This is a genomic window from Kitasatospora sp. NPDC091335 (assembly GCF_044757205.1).
GTDB lineage: Bacteria > Actinomycetota > Actinomycetes > Streptomycetales > Streptomycetaceae > Kitasatospora.
In genome coordinates this window covers 721,492-737,133 of record NZ_JBIVUM010000001.1, presented here as the reverse complement: position 1 = coordinate 737,133, position 15,642 = coordinate 721,492, and the positions used below count along the sequence as shown (strand labels likewise).

Genomic DNA, 15,642 nt, shown 5'->3' with positions numbered 1-15,642 from the left:
GCCCCGACCGGCGGCCCCCGAGGTGGGCACGGCTCAGGACACCGGCCTGGAGTCGGCCCAGATGCCCTCGAACTCCTCGCGGTAGACCTCCAGCAGTCCGGACTCGGTGCCGCCCGGCTGCTGGCCGGCGCCGCCGCGCAGCACCAGGGCCGGGGACTCCATGCCGCGGGCGCGGCGCAGGTAGGGCTGGATGACGCCGAGGTCGCGGCCCTGCCGGCGGCCGCCCGCCTGGCCGGCCGTGCGGGGACCCTCGACCAGGTAGGCGGTGAAGCGCGGGGTCTCGTCGAAGACCCTGATCTCGAAGCCGCCCTGGTCCCGCAGCCGGGCCCTGACCCGCCGTACGTGCATGATGTTCATCTCGATCGAACGCGACAACTCGCTGCGCCCGAGGCCGAGTTCGCGTTCGCGGCGGCGCACCGCGCTGCTCGCCGGGTTGAGGAAGAGCAGCCGCACCCGGCAACCCTCGCCGGCCAGCCGCACCAGGCGTTTGCCGGTGTAGTTCTGGCAGAGCATGCCGAGGCCGATGCCGAGGGCGTCGAGCCGCCTGGCGCCGTCCAGCAGGTCCTCGACCGGCAGGTCGCGCTGGAGCCGGACCCGGTCGGCGTGCACCGCGACCACGTCGGCGTACCGGCCGGCCACCAGGGACTCGACCACGTCGGCGGGCACCCCGCCGGCGCCGCCGTCGAGGACGGCGAGCAGCCGGGCGGCGGCCCGCTCGGTCTGGGCCAGCACGGTCTGGGTGAGCACCCGGTTGCGGGAGACCACGTGCCTGGCCACCTCCAGCTCGTCCAGCGCCAGTTCGATCTCGCGCCGGTCGGCCAGGTACGGCTCGAAGCAGGGCCAGTGCTGGACCATCAGCTCGCGCAGCTGGGGCATGGTGAGGAAGACCAGCGGGTCGTCGTCGGCCGGGTCGAGCAGGTAGCCCTTGCGGCGGCTGATCTCCCGTACGGCCCCGGCCCGGTGCGCCCACTCCTCGCCCGCCGGACCGGCGGCGGCGGTGACCCAGTCCTCGCCGTGGGCGGGGGCGTAGATCGGGTGCAGCACCTCGTCGACGAGGGCGCGCAGCCGCTGCTCGACCAGGTTGAGCCAGACGTAGGCGCGGCCGGACAGCCGTACCCGCTGGTAGGCGTCCTCCCACTCGGCTGTCGACCAGGCCAGTGCGGGTATCTCGACCGGGCCGCCCTGCGCGGGCACCAGGGCCCGGCCGGTCAGGGTGGGGCGCATGACCACCGTGGGCGCCTCGCTGCGGGCCGCGCCCCGGTCGGGGCCGCCGGGCCCGGAGCCACGGCCGCCGGCGGGGAACACCATGCGCCACCTCATCTGGTTGCTGCGGCTGACCCCCGCAGGCGCGGGGACCGTCGAATCCCGGTCGGCCCGCCCCGGGCGGCCGGACGATCAAGGGTACTGCCCGCCGCGAGCCGCTCGCAGCCGGATGCCGGGGGCCTTCCGCACCCCCGACGCGTTCTTCACACGATTGCCCGGCGGGCGCTCGTTCGGCCCAACCCGGGCCGGATCTCCCGGCCGTCGGGGACGGGCTCGGGGAGTATGCGCTGTGCCGTGCGTCACGGCGCACGGGTCCGCACATGCCCGGCCGTCCGGCCGGGAAGAGAGCGTCCGGGGTCGGGCGGACGGCCCGGACGGTCCCGCACCCGTTGTCGGATCACACGTCAGTTTCCGTCGGCAGCAAGGAAGTTGAGGAGTCATGCAGGTCTGGCCCGGTACGCCCTACCCGCTCGGCGCCACCTACGACGGGGCCGGCACCAACTTCGCGGTGTTCTCCGAGAGCGCCGACCGGATCGAGCTGTGCCTGATCGCCGCGGACGGCTCCGAGACGGCCGTCGAACTGCGCGAGACGGACGCCTTCGTCCGGCACGCCTACCTCCCCGGCATCCAGCCGGGCCAGCGCTACGGCTTCCGCGTGCACGGCCCGTACAACCCGGGCCTGGGCCAGCGGCACAACAGCGCCAAACTGCTGCTGGACCCGTACGCCAAGGCGATGAGCGGGCACATCGACTGGGACGAGTCGGTCTACGGCTACCACTTCGGCGCCCCCGAGCGCCGCAACGACCTGGACTCCGCCCCGCACACCATGCACTCGGTGGTGATCAACCCGTACTTCGACTGGGGCACCGACCGGCCGCCGCGCACCGACTACCACCGCACCGTCATCTACGAGGCCCACGTCAAGGGGCTCACCCGGCTGCACCCCGGCATCCCCGAGGAGATCCGCGGCACCTACGCGGGCCTCGCCCACCCGGCGGTGATCGAGCACCTGGCCAAACTCGGCGTCACCGCGATCGAGCTGATGCCGGTGCACCAGTTCGTCCGCGACCACCGGCTGCGGGACCTCGGCCTGGCCAACTACTGGGGCTACAACACCGTCGGCTTCTTCGCCCCGCACTCCTCGTACTCCTCCACCGGCGACCGCGGCCAGCAGGTGCAGGAGTTCAAGTCCATGGTCAAGGCGCTGCACGCGGCCGGGATCGAGGTGATCCTGGACGTCGTCTACAACCACACCGCCGAGGGCAACCACCTGGGCCCGACGCTGTCGCTGCGCGGCCTGGACAACGTCTCCTACTACCGCCTCGCCCAGGACCAGCGCTTCTACGAGGACACCACGGGCACCGGCAACAGCCTGCTGATGCGCAGCCCGCACGTGCTCCAGCTGATCATGGACTCGCTGCGCTACTGGGTCACCGAGATGCACGTGGACGGCTTCCGCTTCGACCTCGCCGCCACCCTGGCCCGGCAGTTCCACGAAGTGGACCGGCTCTCCTCCTTCTTCGACCTGGTCCAGCAGGACCCGGTGGTCTCCCAGGCCAAGCTGATCGCCGAGCCCTGGGACCTCGGCGAGGGCGGCTACCAGGTGGGCAACTTCCCGCCGCTGTGGACGGAGTGGAACGGCAAGTACCGGGACACCGTGCGCGACCTGTGGCGCGGCGAGACCGCGGCCCTCGCCGAGTTCGGCTCCCGGCTCACCGGCTCCGCCGACCTCTACCAGGACGACGGCCGCCGCCCGATCGCCTCGATCAACTTCGTGACCTGCCACGACGGCTTCACCCTGCGCGACCTGGTCTCGTACAACGAGAAGCACAACCAGGCCAACGGCGAGGACAACCGGGACGGCGAATCCTTCAACCGCTCCTGGAACTGCGGCGTCGAGGGGCCCGCCGCCGACCCTGCTGTCGACCCGGCCACCGACCCGGCCGTCGAGGAGCTGCGGGCCCGCCAGCAGCGCAACTTCATCGCCACCCTGATGCTCTCCCAGGGCGTGCCGATGCTCTCGCACGGCGACGAGCTCGGCCGCACCCAGCTGGGCAACAACAACGCCTACTGCCAGGACAACGAACTCACCTGGGTGCACTGGCCCGAGGGGGACGGGCCACGGGCCAGACTGCTGGAGTTCACCCAGGGGATGATCTGGCTGCGCCGCGACCACCCGGTGTTCCGGCGGCGGCGGTTCTTCCACGGCCGACCGGTGTCCGGGCGTCCGCGGCCGGGCGCGCCCGGTTCGACGGCGCCGGGGCCGGCGGCGAAGGGCTCGACGGCGCCCGGCCCGACGGCACCCGGTCAAGGTCTGCCCGCCTCCGGCGGGTTCGACGACCTGACCGACATCGCCTGGTTCACCCCCGCCGGGGAGGAGATGACCAAGCGCAACTGGGGCACCAGCTACGCCAAGTCGCTGACCGTCTTCCTCAACGGCTACGCGATCTCCGAACCCGACCGGCGCGGCGGGCGGATCGTCGACGACTCCTTCCTGCTGATGTTCAACGCGCACTTCGAACCGCTGGAGTTCACCGTGCCCGCCGAACACGGGCAGGAGTGGCAGGTCGTGGTCGACACCGCCCAGCCCCGGCTGCCCGCCCCGGGAACGGGGGCCCGGGTCAAGGCCGGCGACAGCCTGTGGCTCACCGACCGCTCCCTGATGGTGCTGCAACGGCCCGCCTAGGGTCCGTCTTCAAACTCCCGTCGTCCGCCCGGAGGGCGGGCGGGGCGGCGTTGGGGTGCGTGCATCGCAAGGCGGAGGTGGGGGCACCTCCCGGCCGAAGGCTGGGGGCGGAGCCACTGCGGTGGGGGCACCTCCCGGCCGCCAGGCTGGGGGCCATTGGCGACCGACGACAACGCGGCGAGGCGCGTGCCGCGGCGTCGCCCCGCAGGCGCGAGTTTGAAGACGGACCCTAGGAGCGGCCCCAGGGCCCTGACCTGCCCGGACGGCCCGCGGCCGGACGCGCGCGGAGCGGCGCGGCGGCTCCGGACGGCCGGGGCGGTCACCTGTTCGGATCAGCAGCGGGTCTTGGCGCCGGGCTCCCCCGGGTACCTATGGAGCTATGACCCCCGCCGCCGAGCCCGCGCAGCCCCGCCCGGCCGCCACCGTCCCCTCGTCCACGTACCGCCTCCAGCTCCAGCCCGGCTTCACCCTCCGCGACGCCACCGCCGCCGTCCCGTACCTGGCCGCCCTCGGCGTCTCCCACCTGCACCTCTCCCCGCTGCTGGAGGCCGTCCCCGGCTCCACCCACGGCTACGACACCGTCGACCACACCCGGATCAGCGAGCAGCTCGGCGGCGAGCCGGCCCTGCGCGAGCTGGCCGCCGCCGCGCACCGCCACGGACTGCGGCTGATCGCCGACGTGGTGCCCAACCACATGGCCGTGCCCGCCCCCGAGCGGCTCAACCGGCCGCTGTGGCAGGTGCTGCGCGACGGGCCCGACTCGCCGTACGCGCGCTGGTTCGACATCGACTGGACCGCCCAGCCGGGCCCCGCCGACGCCCCGGCGCGCGGCCGGGTGCTGCTGCCGCTGCTCGGCGACCGGCTCGGCGCCGTGCTCCACGAGTTCACCGTGGACGCCGGCGTGCTGCGCTACCACGAGCACGAGCTGCCGCTGCGCCCCGGCACCGAGGAGCTTCCGCTGCCGGAGCTGCTCGCCCGCCAGTGGTACCGGCCGGCCTGGTGGCGGCTGGCCCGCACCGAGCTCAACTACCGGCGCTTCTTCACCGTCAACGAGCTGATCGCGCTGCGCGCCGAGGACCCCGAGGTGTTCGCCGCCACCCACGCCGTGCTGCTCGCCCTGCACGCCGACGGCGTCCTGGACGGCTTCCGGATCGACCACCCGGACGGGCTCGCCGACCCGCGCGGCTACCTGCGGCGCCTCGCCGGGGCGACCGGCGGCGCGTACGTCGTGGTCGAGAAGATCCTCACCGGCGAGGAGCGGCTGCCCGAGGACTGGCCGGTGGCCGGCACCACCGGCTACGACGCGCTGCGCCGGATCGACGGCGTGCTCACCGACCACGCGGGCGCCTGCCGGCTGGCGGGGGCGTACGAGTCCTTCCGGCACGGCGGCCCGGTCCGGGACCTCTGCGCGGACCCGCACCCCGCGATCGCCGCCGCCCGGCGGGGGCGGGCCGACATGACCGGCCCGGACGGCGAACTCGCCGCCGAGGTCGAGCGGCTGGCGCGGATCGCGCTGCGGATCGGCACCGCCGAGCCCGCGCACGCCGACCACTCCCCCGCGCGGCTGCGCGCGGCGCTCGGCCGGCTGCTCACCGGCTACCCGGCGTACCGGCCGTACACCCGGCCCGGCGAGCCGCCTCCGCCGGCCTCCGAGGACCAGCTGCGGGCCGCCCTGGACGGCTCCGCCGACCCGACCGACCGGCTGGTCGCCGCGCTCGCGCTCGGCGAGCTGGGCCGGGGCGCGGACAAGGACGAGTTCTGCGTGCGCTTCGCCCAGACCGCCGCCGCGGTGGCCGCCAAGGGCGTCGAGGACACCGCCTTCTACCGCTGGAACGCGCTGCCGGGCCTCAACGAGGTCGGCGGCGAGCCCGCCAGGCCCGGGCTGCACCCGGCGGAGTTCCACGACTGGTGCCGCCGGCAGGAGCGCGCCTGGCCGCACGGCATGACGGTGCTCTCCACCCACGACACCAAGCGCAGCGCGGACGCCAGGGCCCGCCTCTCCGTGCTCGCCGAGCGGCCGGACGCCTGGGCCGCCGAGGCCGCCGCCTGGTCCACCGCGGCCGGGCCCGGTTTCGACCGGGACGCCGACTGGCTGCTCTGGCACACCCTGGTCGCCGCCTGGCCGGTCACGCCGGACCGGCTGGTCACCGCCCTGCTCAAGGCCGCCCGCGAGGCCAAGCTGCACACCTCCTGGACCACCCCCGACGCCCGCTACGAGCGGGCCCTGGAGCAGCGGGCCCGCTCGGTCCACGGCCACCCCGGGCTGCTGCCCAGGATCGAGGGCGCCGTGCACGCCCTCGCCCCGTACGCCCGCGCCAACACCCTGGCCGCCGCGCTGCTGCACCTCACCGTGCCGGGCGTGCCCGACCTCTACCAGGGCAGCGAGGAGCCGCTGTACACCCTGGTCGACCCGGACAACCGGGGCGTGGTGGACTTCGGCGCGCTCGCCGTCCGGCTCACCGACGCGGCCGCGCCGCGCCCCGGCGACCTCGCCCGGGAGAAGCTGCACCTCACCGCCACCGCGCTGCACCTGCGCCGCTCCGGCCCGTTCGGCCGGTACCGGCCGCTGGCCGCCGTCGGCCTCTCCGCCGACCACCTGCTGGCCTTCGCCCGGGGCGAGGACGTGATCACCGCCGTCACCCGGCTGCCGTACGGGCTGGAGCGGGCGGGCGGCTGGCGCGACACCGTGCTGGAGCTGCCCGCGGGCGCGCCGTGGACGGACGGGCTGACCGGGCGGAGCTTCCCGGCGGGCGCGGTGCCGGTGGCCGAGCTGCTGGCGGCCCTGCCGGTGGCGCTGCTGACGAGGAGGGGCTGATGCCGGTCTACGAGGTGTGGGCACCCAACGCGGGTTCCCGGGTGCGGGTCGAAGTCGACGGAACGGCACACGAGTTGGCCCGCAGCGCGGACCGGGCGGGCTGGTGGTCCGGCGAGGCCCCGGCGGGCGACTACGCCTTCCGGCTCGACGAAGGGCCGCCACTGCCCGACCCGCGCTCGCCCCGGCAGCCGCACGGCCCGCACGGCCCCAGCCGCCCGGTGGACCACGCCGCGTTCCGCTGGTCGCACCCCGGCCGGCGCGGCCGGGCGCTGCCCGGCGCGGTGCTGTACGAGCTGCACGTGGGCACCTTCACGGCCGCCGGCACCTTCGACGCCGCCGCCGGACGCCTGGACCACCTGGTCGAGCTGGGCGTGGACTTCGTCGAGCTGATGCCGGTCTGCCCGTTCCCCGGCAGGCACGGCTGGGGCTACGACGGGGTCTCGCTCTGGGCCGTCCACGAGCCCTACGGCGGGCCCGAGGGGCTCAAGCGCTTCGTCGACGCCGCCCACCGCAAGGGCCTCGGGGTGGTGCTGGACGTGGTGCACAACCACCTCGGCCCTTCGGGCAACTACCTTCCCGCGTACGGCCCGTACTTCACCGACCGGCACCACACCCCGTGGGGATCCGCGGTCAACCTGGACGCGCCCGGCTCGGACGAGGTGCGCGCCTACCTGGTCGGCAGCGCGCTGGCCTGGCTGCGCGACTACCGGATCGACGGGCTGCGACTGGACGCCGTGCACGCCCTCGCGGACGACCGGGCGGTCCACTTCCTGGAGGAACTCTCCCGTGAGGTTGCGAAGTTGGCGGTCGCCACCAACCGGCCGCTGTTCCTCGTCGCCGAGTCCGACCGCAACGACCCGGCCACCACCACCCCCCGCGAGGCCGGCGGGCAGGGCCTCACCGCGCAGTGGAGCGACGACTTCCACCACGCCCTGCACTGCGCGCTCACCGGCGAATCCCAGGGCTACTACCGGGACTTCGCGCGCGAGCCGCTCGCCGCCGTCGCCAAGGCGCTCACCCGGGGGTTCTTCCACGACGGTGGCCGGTCCTCCTTCCGCGGCCGCCGCCACGGACGCCCGTTCGCCCCGCTCGGCGAAGGGCACCGGCTGCTCGGCTACCTCCAGACCCACGACCAGGTCGGCAACCGGGCACTCGGGGACCGCCTCTCCGCCGGCCTCTCCCCCGGCCGGCTCGCCTGCGGCGCCGCGCTGGTGCTCACCTCGCCGTTCACCCCGATGCTGTTCATGGGCGAGGAGTGGGGCGCCGCGACCCCCTGGCAGTACTTCACCGACCACACGGAACCGGACCTCGCCGAGGCCGTCCGGCGGGGCCGGCGGCGGGAGTTCGCCGAGCATGGCTGGGCCGCCGAGGCCGTCCCCGACCCCCAGGAGCCGGCCACCCTGCTGCGCTCGGTCCTCGACTGGACCGAGCCGCGGCGCGGACCGCACGCCGAACTGCTGCTCTGGTACCGGACGTTGATCAGGCTTCGGCGCGAACGGCCGGAGCTGTCCGACCCCGACCTCGGCGCGGTACGGGTGGCGTACGACGAGGCGGCGGGCTGGCTGGTGGTGCACCGGGGGCCGTACCGGGTCGCGGTCAACCTCGGCCCCGGCGAGGCCTCGCTGCCACTGGGGACCGCCGGGCGCGAGGTGGTGGCGGCCTTCGGTGCGGCGGCACTGGAGGGGACGGCGCCGGAGGGGATGGCGCCGGACGGGGCGGCGGTGCGACTGGCGGCGGACACGGTGGCGATCGTCGCCGTGTAGCGACCCGAGCGACTACCAGAGGAAGGTGCCGATCCGCTCCCGGAGCGACGGGGCGTCCAGGCCGTAGGCGGCCAGGTGCTCCTGGATCGAGCCGTAGTGCCGGTGCTCCTCGCGCGGCACGCCCAGCGCCAGCACCCGGTGCGGGCGGTCGGCCAGCGCCGCGTGCGCCTCGTTGGCCGAGGTGCCCGCCAGGTACGGCTCGACCAGCACCACGTCCGCCCGGTCGCCGAGCGCCGCGCGCAGTCCGGCGGCGTCGAAGGGGCGCACCGTCGCCGCGTACTGCACCGTGACGTCCAGGCCCTCGGTGGCCGCGAGCACCGCGTCCAGCATCGGCCCGACGGCGAGCACCGTGCCGCGCGAGCCCGTACGGACGGTGGTGAAACGGCCCGGCTCGACCGGCACCGGGGCTCCGTTCCGGTGCTCCGAGAGCCGGACGTACACGTTGCGGTCGCCGTCCGCGTAGGCGTGGCGCAGCAGTTGCTCGGCCTCGTCCGGGTGGCCGGGGACGTGGACCGTCCAGTCCGGCAGGGTGTCCAGCAGGGCGACGTCGCCCGGGGACATGTGGGTGCGGCCGCCGGCCGGCCAGTCGTACGAGCCCGCGGCGCTCACCAGGACGGCGCCGACGCCCTGGTGGACGAGGTCCAACTTGACCTGCTCGAAGGGGCGTTCGATCAGAAAGCTGGCGAAGGTGTGGGCGATCGGACGCATCCCGGTGAGCGCCAGGCCGCCGGCCGCGCCGATCAGCAGCTGCTCGCGGATCCCGACGTTGACCACCCGGTCGGGGTGGCGCTCCTGGGCCGGGGCGAAGGCCGCCGCGGTGATGTCGGCGAGCACCAGGGCCAGCCGGGGGTCCTCGTCCAGCAGTCGGCTGGTCACGTCCACGAAGCGGTCGCGCATGGTGTCCATCGGTGAAGTCCCTTTCGTTGTCTGCGGATCGGCAGTGATCGAGGCGCTCAGAGGCCCTTGGGCTCGACCCGGGCGACCACCACGTGCGGGCGGCCCGGGTGCTCGGCGGTGAACGCCCGGTACAGCGCCTCGTGGTCGCGCCCGTCCACCGTCTCGGCGGACCATCCCTCGGCCGCGAACCGCCGGGCGATGCCGCCCTGCCAGCCGTGCGTGGCCGAGGAGTTGTCGATCACCACCACGTGCAGCCGGTCCAGTCCGTAGGCCCCGGCGAAGGCCACCGCCTCGGCGTTGGAGCCCTCGTCGAACTCCGCGTCGCCGACCAGCACCCAGACCGCCGGGCCGGCCAGGCCCTGCGCCCGAAGCCCGAGCGCGGTGCCGACGGCCAGCGGCAGGCCGTGCCCGAGCGAACCGGAGGCGATCTCCACGCCGGGGAGCAGCGTGCGGTCCGGGTGGTGGCCGAGCGGCGAGTCGTAGCCGCCGAAGCTCGGCAGCACCTGCGGGTCGAGGAAGCCCTTGGCAGCCAGCACGGCGTAGTAGGCCATCGGGCCGTGGCCCTTGGAGAGCAGGAAGCGGTCGCGGTCCTGCGCGTCGGCGGTGTCCGGGGCCACCCGCAGCACCCGGTCGTACAGCACCCAGAGCGCGTCCAGGGTGGAGGTCGCGGCGGGGCCGTGCTTCTCGGCGCCGGTCATCAGCCCCATCAGCGCGGGCAGGTCCTCGAAGCGGGTGCCGGTCGCGGTCTTGGCGGTCGCGTTCGTCGTCATGACCACGATGGTGCAACTTAAAGCCAGCTTGAGGTCAAGCGGCTACAGTGGGCTCCCATGACCGCCCACTCCGACGGCCGCCGCACCGGCGGCCCGCACCACGGCGACCTCCTCACCATCGGCCAACTCGGCGACCGCAGCGGCCTCGCCGCCTCCGCGCTGCGCTACTACGAGAGCCTCGGGCTGATCCAGGCCACCCGCACCGCCGGCGGCCAGCGCCGCTACACCCGCGGCACGCTGCGCCGGATCGCCTTCATCCGCGCCGCCCAGCGGGTCGGCCTCTCCCTGGACGAGGCGAAGGTCGCCCTCGACCGCCTCCCCGAGCGCCCGGCCCCCAGCGGCAGCGAGTGGGACCGGGTCGCCGAGTCCTGGCAGAGCCGGATCGACGAGCAGATCACCGAACTCCGGCTGCTGAAGGCCAAGCTCACCGGCTGCATCGGCTGCGGCTGCCTCTCGCTCTCCCGCTGCGCCCTCTACAACGCCGCCGACCGCGCCGGCGAGGCCGGGCCCGGCGCCCGCTACCTGCTCACCCGCAACCCGGACGACGGCCCGGAACCGGCCTCCTCGGACGCCGACGCCCGCGGGAGCCGCTGCCCGTCCTGACGCCGAACGACCCCTGAGGGCACGGGCGTCAGCCCGTGCCCTCCACCTTGCACGCCCGCACCCCTCCACGCCCACGGCGCCCCGCCGCGCCGAAGCCGACGCGCCCTACTCGCCGTCGGCGGTCGTCCGCGCCCTGGCCCGGTAGGCGCGCTTCTTGACGAGAGCGCCGCAGGTCTTCATCGAGCACCAGCGCCGGGCGCCCGCCCGGGAGGTGTCCACGAACGGCGTGCCGCAGGCGGGGTTTCCGCAGATCCGCACGCGCGCGCGGTGTTCGGAGTCGCAGAGCGCGATCAGGTCCCGCGCGACCATGGAGAGCACCGCGCCGGCCCCGCCCCCGCGCCAGCGCACGGAGGCCGCGTCGGCCGAGAGCTCGGGCACCGAAGTGGGCTCGGCCGCGGCGCCGTTGACGAGCGCGATGTCCTCGGCGGCGGGCGGCGCCGCGTCCGCCAGGGCCCGGCCCGTCCGCTGGATCGCCTCGCGCAGCGCCCTGGCGCGCTCCAGGTCGGCTTCGGTGCAGACCGGCGCGGCCGTGGTGCAGCCGCTCTCCACGCACCAGCGGCTCAGGTCCTCCGGCAGGACCAGCCGTTCGACGTGCACGTCCGCGCCGCGGTCGGCCAGCGTGCCGGCGAAGGCGAAACACAGCCGCGCGTCGTCGAACCGGAAGTCGGTCTTGGCGCGCTGGCGCCCTTCACGTCGGCCACCCTCGTCGTTCATGTCCACCACTTTATGCGGTTGACATGAAGCTCGGCAAGCACATAGCTTCCAAGTCCACCGCTTGAATCGGTGGACATTGCGAGGGTCCGCCGCTCCGCAGCACCGACCGCGGACCGCTCGCCACACCGCTCACCAGACACGAGGAGGTCGCGCCCATGCGCGCCGCAGTCATCGAGGAACTCCACCAGCCGCTCGTCATCCGCGAGGTGCCCGACCCGGTGTGCCCGCCGGACGGCGCCGTCCTGCGCGTCGGGGCGAACGGCATCTGCCGCACCGACTGGGCCCTGTGGGCCGGGGACTTCTGGACGGGAGGGCCTCGGGTCGAGGCCCCGTTCGTGCTCGGCCACGAGTTCGCCGGCACCGTCGTGGAGGTCGGCCGGGAGGTGCGGGGCTGGCAGGAGGGCGACCGCGTCATCTTCCCGATGAACCCCGGCGAGGGGAACTGCGAGATGTGCCGCAGCGGCAACCAGCACGTCTGCGACCACGTGGACTCGCTCGTGCCCGGGGTGTCCTACTGGGGCGCCTTCGCCGAGTACGTCATGGTCCGCTTCGCCGACGTCAACCTGGTCGAGATGCCGGAGTCCGTCGGCTTCGTCGACGTCGCCGCCCTGGCCTGCCGCTACATGACCGCCTTCCACGGTGTCGTCGACCAGGCCCGGGTCCGCGGCGGGGAATGGGTCGCGGTGTACGGAGCCGGCGGCGGCATGGGCCTGTCGACGGTGGAGATCGCCGCGGCGACCGGCGCCAACGTCATCGCGATCGACATCGACGAGGAGAAGCTGGCGGCCGCGCGCGCCCTGGGCGCCGTCCACACCGTCAACGCTGCCACGGACGATCCGACGGAGGCGGTGAAGACCCTCACCAGGGGCGGCGCCCACGTGTCCGTCGACGCCGTCGGGATCGCCGAGGCCTGCCGCAACTCCGTCCTGTCCCTGCGGACGCGCGGCCGCCACCTCCAGCTCGGGCACACCACCGGCGCCGAGAAGGGTGACGTCGCGCTGCCGGTCGACGTGATGATGGTCAAGGAGCTGGAGTTCCTGAGCGCGTTCGGCATGCAGGGCCAGCGCTTCGGCACGATGCTCAACATGATCGAGGCCGGGCGCCTCAACCCCGGCCGGATCGTGACCCGCACCGTCGGCCTGCACGAGGCGAGCGGGGTCCTGGAGTCCCTGGAGACCTACGGGCCGACCGGAGTGGTCGTCATCGACGAGTTCCGGGCCTGAATCCCCCGCTCACCCACCGACAACGGCGCCGGTCCGCGGCGCCCTCCCCATGGAAAGCAGGCCCACCCATGCCCGTCTCCCGTCTGCTGATGGACCGGGAACTCGGCCAGGCCCTCGACGGCGTCCCGATGACCCCCAACGGCGCCTTCGACCTGACCGACATCGCCGCGACCCGCGAGGCACTCCGCTCCTTCGCCGAGTCGGTCGCCGCCGGCACGCCCGACGACCCGTCCGTCGTCACGGAGGAACACCGGGTGAGCCGGCCGGACGGCCCGGACGTACCCGTCCGCCTGCTGCGGCCCACCGCCGCGCCCGGACCGCTGCCGGTGATGCTCTGGTTCCACGGCGGCGGGCAGGTGCTCGGCTTCGCCGCCCAGGACGACCCGTGGCTCAAGCGGCTGAGCTCCCGGCTCGGGTGCGCCGTCGCCGCGGTCGACTACCGGCTCGCCCCGGAAACCCCCTCCCCCGGCGCCGCCGAGGACGGCTTCGCCGCCTACCGGTGGCTCGGCCGCGAAGCCGGCGTCCTGGGCCTGGACGGAGCCCGCATCGGCATCGCGGGCCAGAGCGGAGGCGGCGGCATCGCGGCGGCCACCGCGCTGCTGGTCCGGGACCGCGGCGGCGCGGCACCGCTGTTCCAGTCGCTGACGTACCCGATGCTCGACGACCGCAACCTGACCGCGTCGAGCCACGAGATCACCGACATCGGCATCTGGGACCGCTCCACCAACATCCTCGCCTGGCAGACGATCCTGGGCGACCGCGCCGGAACCGACGAGGTCTCCCCGTACTCGGCGCCCTCCCGCGCGGACGATCTGGGCTCGCTGCCGCCCACGTTCATCGCGGTCGGCGAACTCGACTGCTTCCGCGACGAGGACCTCGACTACGCGACCCGCCTGCGCGCCCACGGGGTCCCGGTCGAAATGCACCTGTACCCCGGCGCCTACCACGCCTTCGACCTGTTCGCCCCCGAGTCGCAGCTCGCGGCCACCTTCCAGCAGACCTGGTTCAGCTACCTCGCCCGGAAGTTCGGGGACGCGGCCCCGGACGGGCACCGCCCGGGGCGGGTCTAGGCCCGGGGGTCGGTGCGCAGCAGGCTGTAGCGGACGACGTCGCGCCACTCCCCGGCGCGGAAGGTCACCGCGCGCTGGACGCCCTCCCGGGTGAAGCCGAGCTTCTCCAGGACGCGCTGCTCGGCCAGGTTGCCCGCCTCCGTGTCCGCCTCCAGCCGCATCACCGGCGTGTGCGCGAACAGGTAGTCCACCAGCAGCCGTTGGGCGCGCGTGCCGATCCCCCGGCCGCGCGCCTTCGGCAGCAGCTGCACGCCGAGGGTCCAGTACGGGGCGGCCGGCCGCACCCCGGCGCGGCCGGCGGCGACGAAGCCGGCGAACCCGCCCCCGGCGACGACCGCGAACACCCACTGCTCGTCCCCGAGCAGCCCGTTCTCCGCCCACCGGCGGCGGAACCGCTGCGGGTCCTGCCAGCCGTACCACTGGAACTCGCCCAGCGCCTCGGGCTCGTTCAGCAACACGTCGATGGCGGACAGGTCGGCCTCGACGACCGGGCGCAGCGAAACGCCTTCCTCGGCTCTCTCATCACTCATGCAGGCGTCAACGCGCGTGGACGGGGTGACGGTTCCTCATACCGCCGGGGGAATGCGCGCGGATGCCCCGCGGGCCTGCGGTTCAGCGCGCCGCGGCCTCCCCCGCCGCGCCCGCGCTCCCTCCGGAGAGCGACCGCGCGAGCCGGAAGCCCACGTCGTCGATCCGCAGCGTCGGGTGGCTGCGGCGGCGGACGGAGGCGCGGCAGCTCCAGTGCTCGTCGAACCAGCCGCCGCCGCGCAGGACGCGGTAGTCCCCGTACACCGCGGGGTCGTAGCGGTCCCAGCACCACTCCCAGACGTTGCCGAGCAGGTCGTGCAGCCCGTGGGCGTTCGGGCGCAGCCCGCCGACCTCGTGCGGGCGCTCGTCCGAGTTGCCGCGGTACCAGGCGATCTCGTCCAGCGGGCCGTAGCGCGGGCCTTCGGTGCCGGCCCGGCAGGCGTGCTCCCACTCGGCCTCGGTGGGCAGCCGGTAGCCGTCGGCGGTGCGGTCCCAGGAGACGTCCTCGCCGTCCGCCGCGTAGGCGGGAGTGCGGCCCTCGCGCCGGGAGAGTTCGTTGCAGTAGTGGACGGCGTCGAGCCAGGAGACGCTGTGGGCCGGGCGGCGGTCACCGGTCGCGCCTTCGTACTGTTCGCGGGTCACCGGACAGGCCGCCAGCTCGTACGAGGCGACGTCGACGGCCCAACTCTGCTGGGTGCGACGGTCGGAGAGCGTGACGCGGCCGGACGGAACGGTGATCATCCGGCGATCCTAGGACGTGTCCTCACGCTCGCGCCCGCGGGGCGCCGAACGGCCGGGCCCTAGCTGCTGCGCGAGGCGAAGGGCCGTTCCCAGATCAGCGCCCGGACCGCGAGGTAGGTCCAGCCGATCACCGTGACCGCCGTGAACACCCAGGCGACCACGGCCGCGCGGCGGCCGCACTCGCCGCCCCTGGCCCGCTGGAACCCGGCGATCAGGCCGGCGATCGCGGTGGCCGGGAGGGCCAGGAGGGTGAGGAGGGCGAGGTAGGACAGCCAGCCGCCGACGAGCAGCGCGACCATGACGCCGAAGAGTCCCGTCGGCACCGACACCGTCGCCAGCGTCATCCCGGCGGCCGCGCAGGCGACCCGGAAGTGGTCGCGCCGCCGGAAGAACGGCGGAACGGCACACGGCACGACGCACAGCATGACGCACAGCAGTCCGAACGCGGACAGCACACCCTGCCCGGAGCCCGCCGCCACGGGGATCAGCGGCAGCAGGAACGCCCCGACCCCCAGCCCGGACATCCACCGGGCACTCACCGGCACCGCCACCATGCTCTCCCCCTGCAC

13 protein-coding genes are annotated in these 15,642 nt (G+C 74.5%); 6 read left to right on the top strand and 7 right to left on the bottom strand.

Annotated features, from left to right (window positions below):
• Positions 1 to 33 precede the first annotated feature (33 nt).
• On the bottom strand, positions 34 to 1,224 hold the full coding sequence (locus ACIQOW_RS03310) for an SAV2148 family HEPN domain-containing protein (RefSeq protein ID WP_188301226.1): 1,191 nt from the start codon (positions 1,222 to 1,224) through the stop codon (positions 34 to 36).
• Between the two features lie 478 nt (positions 1,225 to 1,702).
• Here ACIQOW_RS03310 and glgX point away from each other — a divergent pair, with 478 nt between their 5' ends.
• From glgX to treZ, 3 genes are all read left to right on the top strand, one after another.
• On the top strand, positions 1,703 to 3,949 hold the full coding sequence (gene glgX, locus ACIQOW_RS03305) for a glycogen debranching protein GlgX (protein WP_401079232.1): 2,247 nt from the start codon (positions 1,703 to 1,705) through the stop codon (positions 3,947 to 3,949).
• 379 nt (positions 3,950 to 4,328) lie between these two features.
• Entirely contained in the window at positions 4,329 to 6,764 is a 2,436-nt protein-coding gene (treY, locus tag ACIQOW_RS03300; RefSeq protein WP_401079230.1) for a malto-oligosyltrehalose synthase, read from the top strand.
• The gene (gene treZ / locus ACIQOW_RS03295; RefSeq protein WP_401079228.1) at positions 6,764 to 8,527 is read left to right on the top strand and encodes a malto-oligosyltrehalose trehalohydrolase; all 1,764 of its coding nucleotides are present in this window, start codon (positions 6,764 to 6,766) and stop codon (positions 8,525 to 8,527) included. The genes treY and treZ overlap by 1 nt, the downstream gene beginning before the upstream one ends.
• A gap of 12 nt (positions 8,528 to 8,539) precedes the next feature.
• On the opposite strand, the gene ACIQOW_RS03290 is transcribed toward treZ, so the two are convergent.
• Positions 8,540 to 9,433 (bottom strand): transketolase family protein, encoded by an 894-nt coding sequence (locus ACIQOW_RS03290; RefSeq protein WP_401079226.1) that lies wholly within the window; start codon positions 9,431 to 9,433, stop codon positions 8,540 to 8,542.
• A 47-nt stretch (positions 9,434 to 9,480) separates the two neighbouring features.
• A complete protein-coding gene (locus ACIQOW_RS03285) occupies positions 9,481 to 10,194 on the bottom strand; it encodes a thiamine pyrophosphate-dependent enzyme (RefSeq protein WP_401079224.1) in 714 nt (237 codons plus the stop codon).
• Between the two features lie 57 nt (positions 10,195 to 10,251).
• Here ACIQOW_RS03285 and soxR point away from each other — a divergent pair, with 57 nt between their 5' ends.
• Positions 10,252 to 10,797: a redox-sensitive transcriptional activator SoxR gene (gene soxR / locus ACIQOW_RS03280; RefSeq protein ID WP_401079222.1), complete on the top strand. Its 546-nt coding sequence runs from the start codon at positions 10,252 to 10,254 to the stop codon at positions 10,795 to 10,797.
• Between the two features lie 105 nt (positions 10,798 to 10,902).
• Here the strand turns inward: soxR and ACIQOW_RS03275 are convergent, their stop codons facing one another.
• Positions 10,903 to 11,511 carry a CGNR zinc finger domain-containing protein gene (locus tag ACIQOW_RS03275; RefSeq protein ID WP_401079220.1) on the bottom strand — a complete coding sequence of 203 codons (609 nt, stop codon included), beginning with the start codon at positions 11,509 to 11,511 and terminating at the stop codon, positions 10,903 to 10,905.
• Between the two features lie 155 nt (positions 11,512 to 11,666).
• Here ACIQOW_RS03275 and ACIQOW_RS03270 point away from each other — a divergent pair, with 155 nt between their 5' ends.
• Together ACIQOW_RS03270 and ACIQOW_RS03265 are read left to right on the top strand one after the other, a co-directional pair.
• On the top strand, positions 11,667 to 12,734 hold the full coding sequence (locus tag ACIQOW_RS03270) for an alcohol dehydrogenase catalytic domain-containing protein (RefSeq protein WP_401079218.1): 1,068 nt from the start codon (positions 11,667 to 11,669) through the stop codon (positions 12,732 to 12,734).
• Positions 12,735 to 12,802: 68 nt separating this feature from the next.
• Positions 12,803 to 13,804 carry an alpha/beta hydrolase gene (locus ACIQOW_RS03265; protein ID WP_401079216.1) on the top strand — a complete coding sequence of 334 codons (1,002 nt, stop codon included), beginning with the start codon at positions 12,803 to 12,805 and terminating at the stop codon, positions 13,802 to 13,804.
• On the opposite strand, the gene ACIQOW_RS03260 is transcribed toward ACIQOW_RS03265, so the two are convergent.
• The 3 genes from ACIQOW_RS03260 to ACIQOW_RS03250 form a co-directional block, all read right to left on the bottom strand.
• On the bottom strand, positions 13,801 to 14,334 hold the full coding sequence (locus ACIQOW_RS03260) for a GNAT family N-acetyltransferase (RefSeq protein WP_401079214.1): 534 nt from the start codon (positions 14,332 to 14,334) through the stop codon (positions 13,801 to 13,803). The genes ACIQOW_RS03265 and ACIQOW_RS03260 overlap by 4 nt on opposite strands.
• An 82-nt stretch (positions 14,335 to 14,416) precedes the next feature.
• A complete protein-coding gene (locus tag ACIQOW_RS03255) occupies positions 14,417 to 15,073 on the bottom strand; it encodes a formylglycine-generating enzyme family protein (protein ID WP_401079212.1) in 657 nt (218 codons plus the stop codon).
• Positions 15,074 to 15,132: 59 nt separating this feature from the next.
• On the bottom strand, positions 15,133 to 15,642 hold the full coding sequence (locus ACIQOW_RS03250; protein ID WP_401079210.1) for a hypothetical protein: 510 nt from the start codon (positions 15,640 to 15,642) through the stop codon (positions 15,133 to 15,135).

Bases quoted from the DNA above. Each gene is read 5' to 3' on its own strand.
- ACIQOW_RS03310 (WP_188301226.1), bottom strand. From the start codon at position 1,224: ATGCGCCCCACCCTGACCGGCCGGGCCCTGGTGCCCGCGCAGGGCGGC.
- glgX (WP_401079232.1), top strand. From the start codon at position 1,703: ATGCAGGTCTGGCCCGGTACGCCCTACCCGCTCGGCGCCACCTACGAC.
- treY (WP_401079230.1), top strand. From the start codon at position 4,329: ATGACCCCCGCCGCCGAGCCCGCGCAGCCCCGCCCGGCCGCCACCGTC.
- treZ (WP_401079228.1), top strand. From the start codon at position 6,764: ATGCCGGTCTACGAGGTGTGGGCACCCAACGCGGGTTCCCGGGTGCGG.
- ACIQOW_RS03290 (WP_401079226.1), bottom strand. From the start codon at position 9,433: ATGGACACCATGCGCGACCGCTTCGTGGACGTGACCAGCCGACTGCTG.
- ACIQOW_RS03285 (WP_401079224.1), bottom strand. From the start codon at position 10,194: ATGACGACGAACGCGACCGCCAAGACCGCGACCGGCACCCGCTTCGAG.
- soxR (WP_401079222.1), top strand. From the start codon at position 10,252: ATGACCGCCCACTCCGACGGCCGCCGCACCGGCGGCCCGCACCACGGC.
- ACIQOW_RS03275 (WP_401079220.1), bottom strand. From the start codon at position 11,511: ATGAACGACGAGGGTGGCCGACGTGAAGGGCGCCAGCGCGCCAAGACC.
- ACIQOW_RS03270 (WP_401079218.1), top strand. From the start codon at position 11,667: ATGCGCGCCGCAGTCATCGAGGAACTCCACCAGCCGCTCGTCATCCGC.
- ACIQOW_RS03265 (WP_401079216.1), top strand. From the start codon at position 12,803: ATGCCCGTCTCCCGTCTGCTGATGGACCGGGAACTCGGCCAGGCCCTC.
- ACIQOW_RS03260 (WP_401079214.1), bottom strand. From the start codon at position 14,334: ATGAGTGATGAGAGAGCCGAGGAAGGCGTTTCGCTGCGCCCGGTCGTC.
- ACIQOW_RS03255 (WP_401079212.1), bottom strand. From the start codon at position 15,073: ATGATCACCGTTCCGTCCGGCCGCGTCACGCTCTCCGACCGTCGCACC.